Raw genomic sequence first — 13,386 nt, forward strand, 5'->3', positions numbered from 1 at the left:
GCACACCAGACGCCGGCCGGCGCCGTTGCGTAACACCGATGCGCAGTGGCACGGCTCACGTCGACGAGGTGTTACGGAGGTCCGGTCGCCGTCGTCTCATGGTCGTTCGATTCAGCACTACCAGTGAGGAACACGTCATGGAATCCCGATTCAACCTCTTCGACACCGAGGTCGGCGCCAAGTTCGCCAAGCGGTTCGGCAATGCCAGCCTGGCGCTGGTGCAGTCGACCCTGCCCAAAGCCACCCAGGACCTGGTGATGTTGCGCGTCAGCCAGATCAACGGCTGCGGCTACTGCACCGACGCGCACAGCAAGGACCTCGCCCACGCCGGAGAGTCCGCGACACGGATCAATCTTGTTGCCGCATGGCGTGAGTCGACCGTGTTCACCGACGCGGAACGCGCGGCGCTCGCAGTGGCCGAGGAAGGTACCCGCGTCGCCGATGCCGCTCATGGTGTGTCCGACGAGACCTGGGCCCAGGTGCGCGAGCACTACGACGACGAGCAGCTCGCCGCCCTGGTCGCCGTGGTGGCCCAGATCAACGCGGCCAACCGGCTCGGTGTCATCCTGCGCCAGCAGGGCGGTGCCTACGAGCCCGGCATGTTCGAGGCCGTGGCAGGCTGACCACGCAAGGTTCGCGTGACACGGGCCTCACCGCCGCGGACCGTTGCGGGAACGGCGACACAGACCTACTAGTCTGAATGCGTGAGTCTTGTGCTGTTGCCCGCTGTCGATGTCGCCAATGGTGAGGCCGTGCGCCTTGTGCAAGGGGAGGCCGGTAGCGAAACCAGCTACGGGTCGCCTCGGGACGCCGCGCTGGCGTGGCAGCGAGCGGGGGCCGAGTGGGTGCATCTGGTCGATCTGGACGCGGCCTTCGGCAAGGGGAGCAATCGCGAACTGATCGCCCAGGTCGTCGGCGAGCTCGACGTCAAGGTCGAACTGTCCGGTGGTATCCGTGACGACGATTCGCTGAAGGCGGCGCTGGCGACCGGGTGCGCGCGGGTGAACATCGGCACCGCGGCGATCGAGAACCCGCAGTGGTGTGCCCGGGTGCTCGGTGAGTACGGCGACCGGATCGCGGTCGGGCTCGACGTGAAGCAGATCGACGGGCAGTGGCGGCTGCGCGGCCGGGGCTGGGTGACCGACGGCGGTGACCTGTGGGAGGTGCTCGAACGCCTCGAGCGCGACGGTTGCGCGCGCTATGTCGTCACCGACGTCTCCAAGGACGGCACGCTGACCGGACCCAACCTCGAGCTGCTGAGCGAGGTCGCCAACGCCGCCGACGCACCCGTGGTCGCCTCCGGCGGTATCTCGGTGCTCGACGACCTCGTCGCCATCGCGGGCCTGGCCGAAGACGGTGTGGAGGGCGCGATCATCGGCAAGGCGTTGTACGCGGGCCGGTTCACACTGCCCGAAGCCCTGGCCGCGGTGCGCTGACACCGCCGATGACCGCCACGCCGAGCACCGCCGAACTGACCGACCTGCTGACCGTCGCCACCCAGACCCTCGACGGCGTGGTCCCGCGTTTCGTCGAAGGTCTCGGCGCGCCGAGCGCGGTGACCAAGGGCCGCAACGACTTCGCCACCGAACTCGATCTCGAGCTGGAACGCACCATCTCCGCCGAGCTCCAGCAGCGCACCGGCATCGCGGTGCACGGTGAGGAATTCGGTGGGCCCGCGCTCACCTCGGGCACGGCCTGGGTGCTCGATCCGATCGACGGCACCTTCAACTACTCCTCCGGCCACCCCATGTCGGGCACCCTGCTGGCGCTGGTGCACGAAGGCGAACCGGTGATCGGCCTGACCTGGCTGCCCATGCTCGGCCGCCGCTACGCCGCGGTGAGCGGTGGGCCGCTCTACCTCGACGGGGTGGCGTCGCCGCCGCTGGAACCGGGCAAACTAGCCAACTCCATGATCGGGTTCGGCGCCTTCAACCTGGACTCGGCAGGCCGCATCCCCGGTCAGTTCCGATTCGACCTGCTCGGTGCCTTGAGCCGGTTGTCCTCGCGGGTGCGTATGCACGGCGCCACCGGCATCGACCTGGCGTTCACCGCGTCCGGGGTGCTCGGCGGCGCAGTGGTCTTCGGGCATCATCCGTGGGACAACGCGGCCGGGGTCGCGCTGGTGCGCGCCGCGGGTGGCGTGGTCACCGACCTCGCGGGCGCGCCGTGGACGATCACCTCCGGCTCGGTGCTGGCCGCCGCGCCGGGCGTGCACGCAGAGCTGCTGGAAATGATCGAGGAACGTAGTGCGCAGACCCCGTCGTTTACGGCGGGGATAGCGGATCAATGAGTGAAAAACTAATGTGCGATCATCTCACTCATGGCATCGAAGGTGGTGAAGCGGGCGTTCAAGTACCGCTTCTATCCGACAGACGAGCAAGCTCAGCAGCTCGCCCGGACCTTCGGTTGCGTCCGCTACGTCTACAACCGAGCGCTCGCGGAACGCTCACGCGCGTGGATCCAGGAGCAGCGGCGCGTCAATTACGTCGACACGAGCAAGATGCTCACCGCCTGGAAGCGCGATCCCGAAACCGACTGGCTCACCGATCCCTCGAAGGGGCCGTTGCAGGTCGCGTTGCAGAATCTGCAAGGCGCGTTCGACAAGTTCTGGCGCAAGCAGACGGCATACCCGAAGTTCAAGAAGCGTGGCAAGTCGAAGGATTCGGCCACCTACTTCTCGAACTGTTTCACCTACCGGGACGGTCGGATCAAGCTCGCGAAGCAGACCGAACCGCTCGACGTCCGTTGGTCGCGCCCACTGCCCGAAGGTGCGGTGCCGTCGCAGGTAACCGTCTCGAAGGACGCGGCGGGTCGCTACCACATTTCGATCCTGGTCGAGGACGCGATCGCCGAGCATCCGCCGACCGATACGACAGTCGGGCTCGATGCGGGCATCACTACCCTGTACGCGCTCTCGACTGGGGAGAAGATCTCCAACCCTCGGCACGAGAAGGCCGACCGCGCCCGTCTGGCGAAAGCTCAGCGGGTGCTGGCGAAGAAGCTGAAGGGCTCCGCGAATCGCGCGAAGACTCGGTTGAAGGTGGCTCGTATTCATGCTCGGATCGCGGATCGTCGCCGCGACCATCTGCACAAACTCTCTACTCGTTTGGTGCGCGAAAACCAAGTGATCGCCATCGAGGATTTGAGTGTGCGGAACATGGTCCGAAATCGGAAGTTGGCACGGGCGATCTCCGATGCCAGCTGGTCGGAGTTCCGGTCGATGCTGGAGTACAAGGCGGACTGGTACGGGCGCACGGTTGTGGCGATCGACCGGTTCTATCCGTCCAGCAAGTCGTGTTCGACGTGCGGGCGGATCGTGGACAAGATGGCGTTGGTTATCCGGGAGTGGACGTGCCTGTGTGGCACAGTCCACGATCGGGATATCAACGCTGCCAAGAACATACGTGCGGCCGGGCTGGCCGTGCTCGCCTGCGGAGATGGTGTGAGACCGTCCCGCGGCTAACGCGGGGAGGCAACTGTCGATGAAACAGGAACCCGCTGCCGTGAGGTGGAGAATCCCAGTCCTTCAGGGCGGGGAGGAAGTCAATTGCACCGTCAGCGAAGAAGAAGAAGAACGAGGGCGAACCCCATGACACCGCGCACCGACGAACGACCGAGCACCCTGGCGGTCCGCGTGATCCCGTGCCTTGACGTCGATGCCGGTCGGGTGGTCAAGGGCGTCAACTTCCAGAACCTGCGCGACGCGGGCGACCCGGTGGAACTGGCCGCGACCTACGACGCCCAGGGCGCCGACGAGCTGACCTTCCTCGACGTCACCGCCTCCACCGGCGACCGCGGCACCATGCTCGATGTGGTGACCCGCACCGCCGAACAGATCTTCATCCCGCTCACCGTCGGCGGCGGCGTGCGCACGGTCGACGACGTCGACCGGCTGCTGCGCGCCGGCGCGGACAAGGTGTCGGTGAACACCGCCGCCATCGCCCGCCCCGAAGTGCTGTTCGAGATGTCGCAGCGCTTCGGCGCCCAGTGCATCGTGCTCTCGGTCGACGCGCGCACCGTGCCCGACGGTGAGCCCGACACCCCGTCCGGCTGGGAGGTCACCACCCACGGCGGCAAGCGCGGCACCGGCATCGACGCCGTCGAATGGGCCATCCGCGGCGCCGAACTCGGCGTGGGCGAGATCCTGTTGAACTCCATGGACGCCGACGGCACCAAAGCCGGTTTCGATCTGCCGATGATCACCGCGGTGCGCGCCGCGGTGCGCGTACCGGTGATCGCCAGCGGCGGCGCGGGCGCGGTCGAACACTTCCCGCCCGCCGTGCACGCCGGCGCCGACGCGGTACTGGCCGCGAGCGTGTTCCACTTCGGCGACCTCACCATCGGCCAGGTGAAGAACGCGATGCGCGCGGACGGCATCACCGTCCGCTGACGCATGCTCAGGCCCGACCGCCACGCAGCCGGGCGAGCGCGGCGTCAGGTACGATCTCGCAGGGAAGCATGAAGCCTTGGGTTCCGTTGGGCTGCAGGAACACTACGTCGCCGATGACCCTGACCCGTTTGAAGTCGGCATAGCGGTTGGCGACTGCTCCGGTGGTCTGTTGCAGGTGCATCGTGTCGTGGGTGTAGTGCGCGGTGATTCGATATCCGGGTCCGGCCACGGCGGTGAATCTCGGGCTCACCCGGGCCAGCTGCCAGCCGGTGATCAGGACGACGCACACGAACTCGAAGCCGAGCACGACGAAGAACGCGCCCATCATCTCACCGAATTCGGCGTCGCCGCCGTTGGTCACCAGCGAGACGGTTCCACGGGCGAGCAGGAACGCGGGAATCGCGAGCAGCAGCCACAACTTGGCCGGGAGCAGCCAGTTGACCAGGGCAGCGCCGCGGCTTAGGCGCCGCGCGGTCTTGTCGTCACAGACGTAGGCGACGTCGATCGAACCATCGGCCCGCGCACTGGACCCGTACTGCTGCGGCTGACCCGGGTGATCGGCCTGTTGCGGATAGCCCGGCTGGTACGGCTGGCCCGGTTGAGCCCCGGGCTGGTGAGTCTGTTGCGGATAGCCTGGCTGGTACGGCTGCTGCGGATGCATGAGAATCCCCCTGGTGTACGAACTTCGATCGCCGCGATAGTAGGCAGTCGCCGTCCGGACTGTCGAATCACCCGATGCCGAAACCGCGATTGTGTTGTCGGCGTTGATCGGTCGGGCGGTACCAACGGGACGCTGGCCGAGACGATCCGCGCGTTCGCCGCCGCCGACATGAATCTGCGCGAAGCCGCCGACACTCTCCACATCCACCTCAATACGGCCAAGTACCGGCTCGGCCGGATCCAGGAGCTCACCGGCCGGAATGTGCGCAGCGTGAACGACCTCGTCGAACTGCTGGTGGCCATCGAACTGGCTGCTGTTATAAACGAGGCATGAGCCTGGACCCCGCCGTCGCCGCCCGCCTCAAGCGCACCGAGGACGGACTGATCGCCGCGATCGCCCAGGAAAAGGCGACCGGGGACGTGCTGATGATGGCGTGGATGGACGATGAGGCGCTGGCCCGCACGCTGGAAACCCGTCAGGCGACCTACTATTCGCGCTCGCGTCAGCAGTACTGGGTCAAGGGCGAGACCTCCGGGCACACCCAGTACGTGCACGAGGTGCGTCTGGATTGCGACGGCGACACGCTGCTGCTGATCGTCGATCAGGAAGGCGCGGCCTGCCACACCGGCACCCACACCTGCTTCGATACCGACTTACTGCTCGCCGCGGACTAGTCGCCGTCTTCGGCGAGGATCCGATTCAGCCGGTCGGACAGCGTTTCCCCGAGCACCGCCAGTTGCGCGGTCTGCTTATCGGTGAGACCGTCGAGAACGAGCCTGCGTACGGCATCCACATAGCCGGGTGCGGCTTCGATCACCTTCTCGAATCCCGCGTCGGTGAGTACCGCGTACACCCCGCGTCTGCCCGCGGTGGTGTCGCGTCGCGCCCAGCCGAGGCGTTCCAGTTTCGACACCACATGTGACAGTCGCGATAGCGACGCATTTGCCTTGTGGGCGAGATCACTCAATTGCAGGCGATGGCCCGCCTCCTCCGAGAGCAGGCTGAGTACCCGGAACTCGAAATGGGTAAGCCCGGACTCGCGTTGCAATCGTGTGTCCAATGCGCCGGGAATCCGGGTCATGAGCGCGACGATCGCCTGCCACGCGCGCTGTTCGACGGGGTCGAGCCACTGAGTCATCGCCGGTACTGCCTCGCGGCCGGACGGCGGACATGGTGGAGTGAGGCGCGCACGAGAAAGAGTTTGCCACGACGTCGCTGTGGCGTCCGCGAGATGGTGGTGGTCGTGAGGTCACTCACATCACCGCGAGGTCGCCGATAACGGCTACCGGTCGCCGGTCATCGGCGGCATGGTGGGCTCTGGCGGGCGTGCCGCGGCCTTGGCGGCCTTGTGACGGGTGAGTCCACGCTTGCCCATCAGTGCGAGCACCAGTGCGAACACCACCGCCGCGATGATGGCGCCGACCAGGCAGGCGCCGCGGAACGCCGGCGCGTCGACATCGAGAATGCGCTGACCGGCGTGTGCGGCATTGTTGCCACCGAGCACGATCGTCAAGGTCATCAGATTCGGCAGCGAGCAAGCCAGGGCGACGATCACCGCCGCGCCCGCGATGAACTTGCCGCCCTTGCGCTTCCAGACCCGCACCGCGAAGACCAGCAGCAGCAGGGGCAGCAGGGTGAACAGGAATCCGTACACCAGACCCCACCAGATGCCCGAGCTGAAACTGCCGTGCACGACGTTGGCCAGCCGCTGTGCCCACCATCGGGGGATGAACGAGGACAGGATGAAGTAGGCGATCACCAGCACCACCAGCGTGGCGAGCGCCATGATCGCCCGGTTACGCCATAGGACGGCGGTGGATTTCTGACCGCTCGACTGCACCTCGCCGGTTGTCATCTGCCCAGCGTAAGTGTGTCGGGGTCGCCGGGCGTCGATCCGGCGCCCGGCGATTCTTCGGTCGGTACTACTCCGGGGTGGTGCTGCGTTCGCGCAGGAAGGCGAGTGCTTCGTCGGCATGGACGGCCGCCCGCAGTTCGCCGGTGATGATCTTCAGGATCGTGCGGTCGGTGTCGATGACGAAGGTGTGCCGTTTGACCGGGGCGAGCTTGCCGAGCAGTCCACGCTTCACGCCGAATTCGGCGGCCACCGCGCCGTCGCTGTCGGACAGCACGGGGTAATCCAGGCGCTGCTTGGTGGCGAAGCCCGCCTGCACCTCGGTGCTGTCGGTGCTGATGCCGACGCACGAGGCGCCCAGCGCGGCGAACTCACCGCTCAGATCGCGGAAGTGGCAGGCCTCGGCGGTGCACACGGGGGTATTGGCGGCGGGGTAGAAGAACAGCACCAGCGGGCCCTCGGCGAGCAAGCCGTCGAGCGAGCGGAGCTGGGCGGACTGATCGGGGAGCTCGAACTGCGGAGCGCGCTGGCCTGGCTGCATGCCCAGACAGTAACCACCGGTGGCCGAGTTAGGAAGATCCCCGTTCGCGCCGCGAACGGGGATCTGCGGGGCCTATTGCCCGAGCAGCGCCGCGACGTCGGGATTGCGGATCTGCATCACGTCGAGGATGCCGTGCGCGCGTAGCAGCGGTTCCAGCTCGCGGATGCGGTCGCTGTGCCCGGCGTACTCGTCGGGGAAGTTCTTCTTGTCGAGGTCCTGGATGGCCTTGGCATAGGTGACGAACGAATGGATCGCGTTCGCCGTCACCGCCTGCTGGCCGGGACCGTGGTGCTGCTGCGACGGGACGGCCAGCCGGCCGTCCTGTGCGCCCTGGTGCGAGGGGTACAACATTGCTCCTCTCGGAAAGGGGATTACCGCATGCGACGTGGAACCCGCGCGAGTGTAGTGATGCCGGTCACCGCCCGATTCGGCGCGGGGTCGGGTCCGCGCGCGTCGTCGGCGGCGCGCCTGGGATGATGGGCGAATGCAGGGCGCGTCGACACCAACCACCACGACCCGCGAACAGTTCCGGCTGCTCGCCGCCGAGCACCGGGTCGTCCCGGTGACCCGAAAGGTGCTGGCGGACTCCGAAACTCCGCTCTCGGCCTATTCCAAACTGGCAGGCGACCGGCCGGGCACCTTCCTGTTCGAATCCGCGGAGAACGGGCGGTCCTGGTCGCGCTGGTCGTTCATCGGCGCGGGTAGCCCGTCGGCGCTGACCGTCGTCGACGGGGAAGCCACCTGGCTCGGCACGGTGCCCGCCGACGCACCCAGCGGTGGTGACCCGCTGCGCGTGCTGCACGAGACGCTCGAACTGCTGCGCACCGAACGGCTGCCCGGTCTGCCGCCGCTTACCGGTGGCATGGTCGGCTATCTCGGCTACGACGCGGTGCGCCGGATCGAACGGCTGCCCGAGCTGGCCGCCGACGATCTGCGGCTGCCCGAGCTGGTGCTGATGCTGGCCACTGATCTGGCCGCGTTCGACCACCACGAGGGCGCGATCACCCTCATCGCCAACGCGGTGAACTGGGACGGCACCGACTCCAGGGTCGACGCCGCCTACGACGACGCCGTCGCCCGGCTCGACCGGATGACCGCCGCGCTGGCCGCACCCGCGACCTCGACGGTGTCGGTCTTCGACCGGCCCGAACCGCAGTTCCTGCGCAGGCGCACCACCGAGGAATTCGGTGCGGGCGTGCGCCGCCTGATCAAGGAGATCGAGGCGGGCGAGGCGTTCCAGGTGGTGCTCTCGCAGCGCTTCGAAATGGACTACACCGGTTCCCCGCTCGCGGTCTACCGGATGCTTCGGGCCTCGAACCCGAGCCCGTACATGTATCTGATGCACATCCCCGACGATGAGGGTGGCACCGCGTTCTCCATCGTCGGCTCGAGTCCCGAATCGCTGGTCACCGTGAAAGACGGGGTGGCGACGACGCATCCGATCGCGGGCACCCGCTGGCGCGGCGACAGCGCCGAGGACGACATCCTGCTCGAGAAGGACCTCCTCGCCGACGAGAAGGAGAACGCCGAGCACCTGATGCTCGTCGACCTCGGCCGCAACGACCTGGGCCGGGTCTGTCGTCCCGGCACGGTCAAGGTCACCCAGTACCGCCACGTCGAGCGGTACAGCCACGTGATGCACCTGGTCTCGACGGTGTCCGGCCAGCTCGCCGACGGCAAGGTCGCGCTCGACGCGGTGCGGGCCTGCTTCCCGGCGGGCACCCTGTCCGGTGCGCCGAAGGTGCGGGCGATGGAGCTGATCGAGGAGCTGGAACCGACCCGGCGCGGCGTCTACGGCGGCGTGGTCGGCTATCTCGACTTCGCCGGTGACGCCGACACCGCCATCGCCATCCGTACCGCCCTGCTCAAAGACGGCACCGCCTACGTGCAGGCGGGCGCGGGCGTGGTCGCCGACTCCGATCCGGTCTACGAGGACACCGAGGCCCGCAACAAGGCCATGGCGGTGCTCAAGGCGATCGCGGCGGCACAGACCCTGCGCACCTACGAAGGCGGGGACCTATGACGGCCACGCCCGGCGAAGACGACACCGGTAACCCCGCCCCGGCGGACGTCGACGGGCCGACCGCGCCGGACACCACGGCCAGGACGCCCGCTCCGGCGGCCAAACCGATAATTCCGGTCGTGCTGCTCGCGCTGGCCGCGGCGGGGCTGTGGGCGGCCTCGCGGATGACATGGGTGACGGTGCACTCGGCCGACGGCCTCACCGAACCGCGCACCGACCACCTCAACGGTGGCGTGTGGTTCGGCGCGCTCACCCCGCTCGCCCTGGTGCTGGTCGCCTCGATCGCGGCGGTGTTCGCGGTCAAGGGCGTGCTGCGTCAGCTGCTCGGGGTGGTGATCTCGGTGGTCGCGGCGGCCGCCGCGGTGCCGGGCTTCGCGCTGGCCGTCGGGGCGGGCAATACCGCCGACCGTGCGGGCACCCTGGCCGAACTGCCGGTGCGCGCGGTCGTCAGCGGCGCCGACACGCACCTGGGACCGGCGATCCTGTCGATCCTCGCCGCTATCCTGGCACTGGCCGCTGGCATCCTGCTCGCCCGCCGAACCGGCGAACGCGCCGAGCTCTCCGGCAAATACGACAACCCGGTGTTCCGCCGTGCCGATGCCAGCGCCGCGGTGAACAAACAGAACGCGGAGACCGGAACCGCGGCGCCACTGTCGGACCGGGTGCTGTGGGACGCGCTCGACGCGGGTACCGACCCGACCGACACCTCCGATACCCCCGGCACCGGCCACGGTCCGGTCGAGGAGAACAAGTGACCGGCAGCACCCCCGCCGCAGTGACACGCGCGGCGGGCATTTATTCTTTACCAGCATCGGTGAGACAGCGCCTGAGGGGACTCTCGGGCGAGAAGTGCGTCTCCCCAGAAAGGATTCGAGCCAGATGACGGTACTCGACTCGATTCTCGACGGGGTCCGGGCGGATGTTGCCGCTCGCGAAGCCCTCCTCGATTTTCAAGCGATCAAAGCTGCTGCCGCCGCGGTCAAGGGACCGCTGGATGCATACGCCGCGCTGCACGAGGACGGAATCGGTGTCATCGCCGAGGTGAAGCGCGCCAGCCCCTCCAAGGGTGCGCTGGCCGACATCCCCGATCCCGCCGTGCTGGCCAAGGCCTACGAAGACGGTGGCGCGCGCATCATCAGCGTGCTCACCGAGGGCCGCCGCTTCGGCGGATCGCTCGACGATCTCGATGCCGTGCGCGCCGCCGTGAACATCCCGGTGCTGCGCAAGGACTTCGTCGTCGGCCCGTACCAGATCCACGAGGCCCGTGCCCACGGCGCCGACGTGATCCTGCTGATCGTGGCCGCGCTCGAACAGGACGTGCTGGCCTCGCTGATCGACCGCACCGAATCCCTCGGCATGACCGCCCTGGTGGAGGTGCACACCGAGGAAGAGGCCGACCGCGCCCTCGAAGCCGGTGCGACGGTGATCGGCATCAACGCGCGCAACCTCAAGACCCTCGAAGTCGACCGCGATGTGTTCGCGCGGATCGCGCCCGGCCTGCCCTCGGAGGTCATCCGGGTGGCCGAGTCCGGCATCCGCGGCACCGCCGACCTGCTGGCCTACGCCGGTGCGGGCGCCGACGCCGTGCTCGTCGGCGAGGGCCTGGTGACCAGCGGTAACCCGCGATCGGCGGTGTCCGAGCTGGTGACCGCCGGTACGCACCCGTCCTGCCCGAAGCCTGCCCGGCGGAGCATCCGGTGACGGTGCTTCCCCCGGCGAGCGCCGGTGTCGCGCAGCACTCCGACTACGAACCCGACGCGGGCGGCCACTTCGGCGTCTACGGCGGACGGCACGTCCCCGAGGCGCTGATGGCCGTGATCGAAGAGGTCACCGCCGAGTACGACAAGATCCGCACCGATCGCACCTTCCTCGACGAGCTCGACCGGTTGCAGCGCGACTACACCGGCCGCCCTTCGCCGGTGTTCGAATGCACCAGGCTGGCCGAGCACGCCGGTGGCGCGCGGATCTTCCTCAAGCGCGAGGACCTCAACCACACCGGCTCGCACAAGATCAACAATGTGCTCGGCCAGGCATTGCTCGCCAAGCGGATGGGCAAGGGCCGGGTCATCGCCGAGACCGGTGCGGGTCAGCACGGCGTCGCCACCGCCACCGCGTGCGCGCTGCTCGGCCTCGACTGCGTGATCTACATGGGCGCGGTCGACACCGCCCGCCAGGCGCTCAACGTGGCCCGCATGCGGCTGCTCGGCGCCGAGGTGATTCCGGTGACCACGGGTTCGCAGACCCTCAAGGACGCGATCAACGAGGCGTTGCGCGACTGGGTCAGCAACGCCGACGACACGTTCTACTGCTTCGGCACCGCAGCGGGTCCGCACCCGTTCCCGCTGCTCGTTCGTGATTTCCAGCGCGTGATCGGCCTGGAAGCGCGCGAGCAGATCCAGCTTCCGGAGCAGGCGGGCAAGCTGCCCGATGCCGTCGTGGCCTGCGTCGGCGGTGGTTCCAACGCCATCGGCATCTTCCACGCCTTCATTCCCGACGCCGGTGTGCGCCTGGTCGGTTTCGAGGCGGCCGGTGACGGCGTCGAAACCGGACGCCACGCCGCCACCTTCACCGGTGGCACGCCCGGCGCGTTCCAGGGCGCCTACTCGTACCTGCTGCAGGACGAGGACGGCCAGACCATCGAATCGCATTCGATCTCGGCCGGTCTGGACTACCCGGGCGTCGGCCCAGAGCACGCCCACCTCAAGGACATCGGCCGCACCGAATACCGGCCGATCACCGACACCGAGGCGATGGACGCGCTGCTGCTGCTCTCGCGCACCGAGGGCATCATCCCGGCGATCGAGTCCGCGCACGCCGTGGCGGGCGCGCTGAAGCTGGGCTACGAGCTCGGCGAGGGCGCGGTCATCCTGGTCAACCTGTCCGGTCGTGGTGACAAGGACATGGACACCGCGGGCCGCTGGTTCGGTCTGTTCGATGACGACGCCGCCGAGGAGAACAAGCAGTGAGTCAGCAGTCCCGCCTCGCGAACACCTTCGCCGCCGCGCGTAACGAAGGTCGGGCCGCCCTGATCGGCTACCTGCCCGCGGGCTATCCCGACCTCGCCGGATCCATCGCCGCCTGCCGCGCACTGGTCGAATCCGGTTGCGACATCGTCGAAGTGGGCGTCGCCTACTCCGATCCCGTGATGGACGGCCCGGTCATCCAGGCCGCCGCCGAGCAGGCGCTGCGCGGTGGGGTGCGCGTGCGCGACGTGTTCTCCGTCGTCGAGGCGATCTCCGACGCCGGTGGTCAGGCCGTGGTGATGAGCTACTGGAACCCGGTGCTCCAATACGGCGTCGACACCTTCGCCCGCGACCTGGCCGCGGCCGGTGGCGCCGGGATCATCACGCCGAACCTCATCCCCGACGAGGCCGACGACTGGTTCATCGCCTCGGCCACCCACAACCTGGATCGCATCTTCCTGGTCGCACCGTCCTCGACCGAAGAGCGTCTGGTCAAGACCCTCGAGGCCTCGCGCGGTTTCATCTACGCGGCCTCGACCATGGGTGTGACCGGTGCTCGCGAGGCGGTCTCCTCGGCCGCGCCTGCGCTGTGCTCGCGAATCCGCGCGCACTCCGACATCCCGATCGGCGTCGGCCTCGGCGTGCGCTCGGGCGCGCAGGCCGCCGAGATCGCCGCGTACGCCGACGGTGTCATCGTCGGATCGGCGCTGGTCTCGGCCGTGCCGGAAGGCCTGGACGCGGTCCGCGCGCTGACGGCCGAACTGGCCGAGGGTGTGCGTTCGGCGACCGTTCGCTCCTGACTGCACTCCCGCCCCCGGCACTGCCCGGGCTCCCCCATGACCGCATTCCCAGCCCCGCACCCGCGACCCTTAGGGAGCGGCGGCCACGAAGTGGCCGGGTCCGCGGCCGGGTCGCCGGTTAGACGCCGTTGCGTACGCGACGAAGGAGCAAGCAAC

At 68.2% G+C, this 13,386-nt stretch carries 17 protein-coding genes; 12 read left to right on the forward strand and 5 right to left on the reverse strand.

Going from position 1 to position 13,386, the window contains the following annotated elements:
- Window positions 1-137: 137 nt before the first annotated feature.
- From ACFWPK_RS29975 to hisF, 5 genes are all read left to right on the forward strand, one after another.
- Window positions 138-623, forward strand: coding sequence for a carboxymuconolactone decarboxylase family protein (locus ACFWPK_RS29975; RefSeq protein WP_378921452.1), 486 nt, complete (start codon window positions 138-140; stop codon window positions 621-623).
- An 81-nt stretch (window positions 624-704) separates the two neighbouring features.
- The gene (gene priA, locus ACFWPK_RS29980; RefSeq protein WP_378921454.1) at window positions 705-1,436 is read left to right on the forward strand and encodes a bifunctional 1-(5-phosphoribosyl)-5-((5-phosphoribosylamino)methylideneamino)imidazole-4-carboxamide isomerase/phosphoribosylanthranilate isomerase PriA; all 732 of its coding nucleotides are present in this window, start codon (window positions 705-707) and stop codon (window positions 1,434-1,436) included.
- Between the two features lie 8 nt (window positions 1,437-1,444).
- Entirely contained in the window at window positions 1,445-2,290 is an 846-nt protein-coding gene (locus ACFWPK_RS29985; protein WP_378921456.1) for an inositol monophosphatase family protein, read from the forward strand.
- Window positions 2,291-2,320: 30 nt separating this feature from the next.
- On the forward strand, window positions 2,321-3,463 hold the full coding sequence (locus ACFWPK_RS29990; RefSeq protein ID WP_378921458.1) for an RNA-guided endonuclease InsQ/TnpB family protein: 1,143 nt from the start codon (window positions 2,321-2,323) through the stop codon (window positions 3,461-3,463).
- A 126-nt stretch (window positions 3,464-3,589) separates the two neighbouring features.
- Entirely contained in the window at window positions 3,590-4,390 is an 801-nt protein-coding gene (gene hisF / locus ACFWPK_RS29995; protein WP_378921460.1) for an imidazole glycerol phosphate synthase subunit HisF, read from the forward strand.
- Window positions 4,391-4,397: 7 nt separating this feature from the next.
- Here the strand turns inward: hisF and ACFWPK_RS30000 are convergent, their stop codons facing one another.
- Window positions 4,398-5,051: a hypothetical protein gene (locus tag ACFWPK_RS30000; protein ID WP_378921462.1), complete on the reverse strand. Its 654-nt coding sequence runs from the start codon at window positions 5,049-5,051 to the stop codon at window positions 4,398-4,400.
- On the opposite strand from ACFWPK_RS30000, the gene ACFWPK_RS30005 reads away from it, so the two are divergent.
- Both ACFWPK_RS30005 and hisI read left to right on the forward strand, forming a co-directional pair.
- On the forward strand, window positions 5,046-5,384 hold the full coding sequence (locus ACFWPK_RS30005) for a PucR family transcriptional regulator (RefSeq protein WP_378921464.1): 339 nt from the start codon (window positions 5,046-5,048) through the stop codon (window positions 5,382-5,384). The genes ACFWPK_RS30000 and ACFWPK_RS30005 overlap by 6 nt on opposite strands.
- Window positions 5,381-5,725, forward strand: a complete 345-nt coding sequence (gene hisI / locus ACFWPK_RS30010; protein ID WP_378921466.1) for a phosphoribosyl-AMP cyclohydrolase — start codon at window positions 5,381-5,383, stop codon at window positions 5,723-5,725. The genes ACFWPK_RS30005 and hisI overlap by 4 nt, the downstream gene beginning before the upstream one ends.
- Here hisI and ACFWPK_RS30015 read toward each other — a convergent pair.
- The 4 genes from ACFWPK_RS30015 to ACFWPK_RS30030 form a co-directional block, all read right to left on the reverse strand.
- Window positions 5,722-6,189, reverse strand: a complete 468-nt coding sequence (locus tag ACFWPK_RS30015; protein WP_378921468.1) for a MarR family winged helix-turn-helix transcriptional regulator — start codon at window positions 6,187-6,189, stop codon at window positions 5,722-5,724. The two genes, hisI and ACFWPK_RS30015, sit on opposite strands and share 4 nt — an antisense overlap.
- Window positions 6,190-6,333: 144 nt before the next feature.
- Complete coding sequence (locus ACFWPK_RS30020; RefSeq protein WP_378921470.1) at window positions 6,334-6,906, reverse strand: permease; 573 nt, start codon at window positions 6,904-6,906, stop codon at window positions 6,334-6,336.
- A 67-nt stretch (window positions 6,907-6,973) separates the two neighbouring features.
- Window positions 6,974-7,444 (reverse strand): peroxiredoxin, encoded by a 471-nt coding sequence (locus ACFWPK_RS30025; RefSeq protein WP_378921472.1) that lies wholly within the window; start codon window positions 7,442-7,444, stop codon window positions 6,974-6,976.
- 72 nt (window positions 7,445-7,516) lie between these two features.
- A complete protein-coding gene (locus tag ACFWPK_RS30030; RefSeq protein ID WP_378921474.1) occupies window positions 7,517-7,795 on the reverse strand; it encodes a hypothetical protein in 279 nt (92 codons plus the stop codon).
- Between the two features lie 133 nt (window positions 7,796-7,928).
- On the opposite strand from ACFWPK_RS30030, the gene ACFWPK_RS30035 reads away from it, so the two are divergent.
- The 5 genes from ACFWPK_RS30035 to trpA all read left to right on the forward strand — a co-directional run bounded on the left by ACFWPK_RS30035 (window position 7,929) and on the right by trpA (window position 13,230).
- Window positions 7,929-9,467: an anthranilate synthase component I gene (locus tag ACFWPK_RS30035; protein ID WP_378921476.1), complete on the forward strand. Its 1,539-nt coding sequence runs from the start codon at window positions 7,929-7,931 to the stop codon at window positions 9,465-9,467.
- Window positions 9,464-10,222 carry a TIGR02234 family membrane protein gene (locus ACFWPK_RS30040; RefSeq protein ID WP_378921478.1) on the forward strand — a complete coding sequence of 253 codons (759 nt, stop codon included), beginning with the start codon at window positions 9,464-9,466 and terminating at the stop codon, window positions 10,220-10,222. The genes ACFWPK_RS30035 and ACFWPK_RS30040 overlap by 4 nt, the downstream gene beginning before the upstream one ends.
- Before the next feature lie 124 nt (window positions 10,223-10,346).
- The gene (trpC, locus tag ACFWPK_RS30045) at window positions 10,347-11,168 is read left to right on the forward strand and encodes an indole-3-glycerol phosphate synthase TrpC (protein WP_378921480.1); all 822 of its coding nucleotides are present in this window, start codon (window positions 10,347-10,349) and stop codon (window positions 11,166-11,168) included.
- A complete protein-coding gene (gene trpB, locus ACFWPK_RS30050) occupies window positions 11,165-12,433 on the forward strand; it encodes a tryptophan synthase subunit beta (RefSeq protein ID WP_378921481.1) in 1,269 nt (422 codons plus the stop codon). Before trpC ends, trpB begins: the two co-directional genes overlap by 4 nt.
- On the forward strand, window positions 12,430-13,230 hold the full coding sequence (gene trpA / locus ACFWPK_RS30055) for a tryptophan synthase subunit alpha (RefSeq protein WP_378921483.1): 801 nt from the start codon (window positions 12,430-12,432) through the stop codon (window positions 13,228-13,230). Before trpB ends, trpA begins: the two co-directional genes overlap by 4 nt.
- The last annotated feature ends 156 nt before the right edge of the window (window positions 13,231-13,386 follow it).

Source organism: Nocardia sp. NPDC058519 (assembly GCF_042719755.1).
Classification (GTDB): domain Bacteria; phylum Actinomycetota; class Actinomycetes; order Mycobacteriales; family Mycobacteriaceae; genus Nocardia.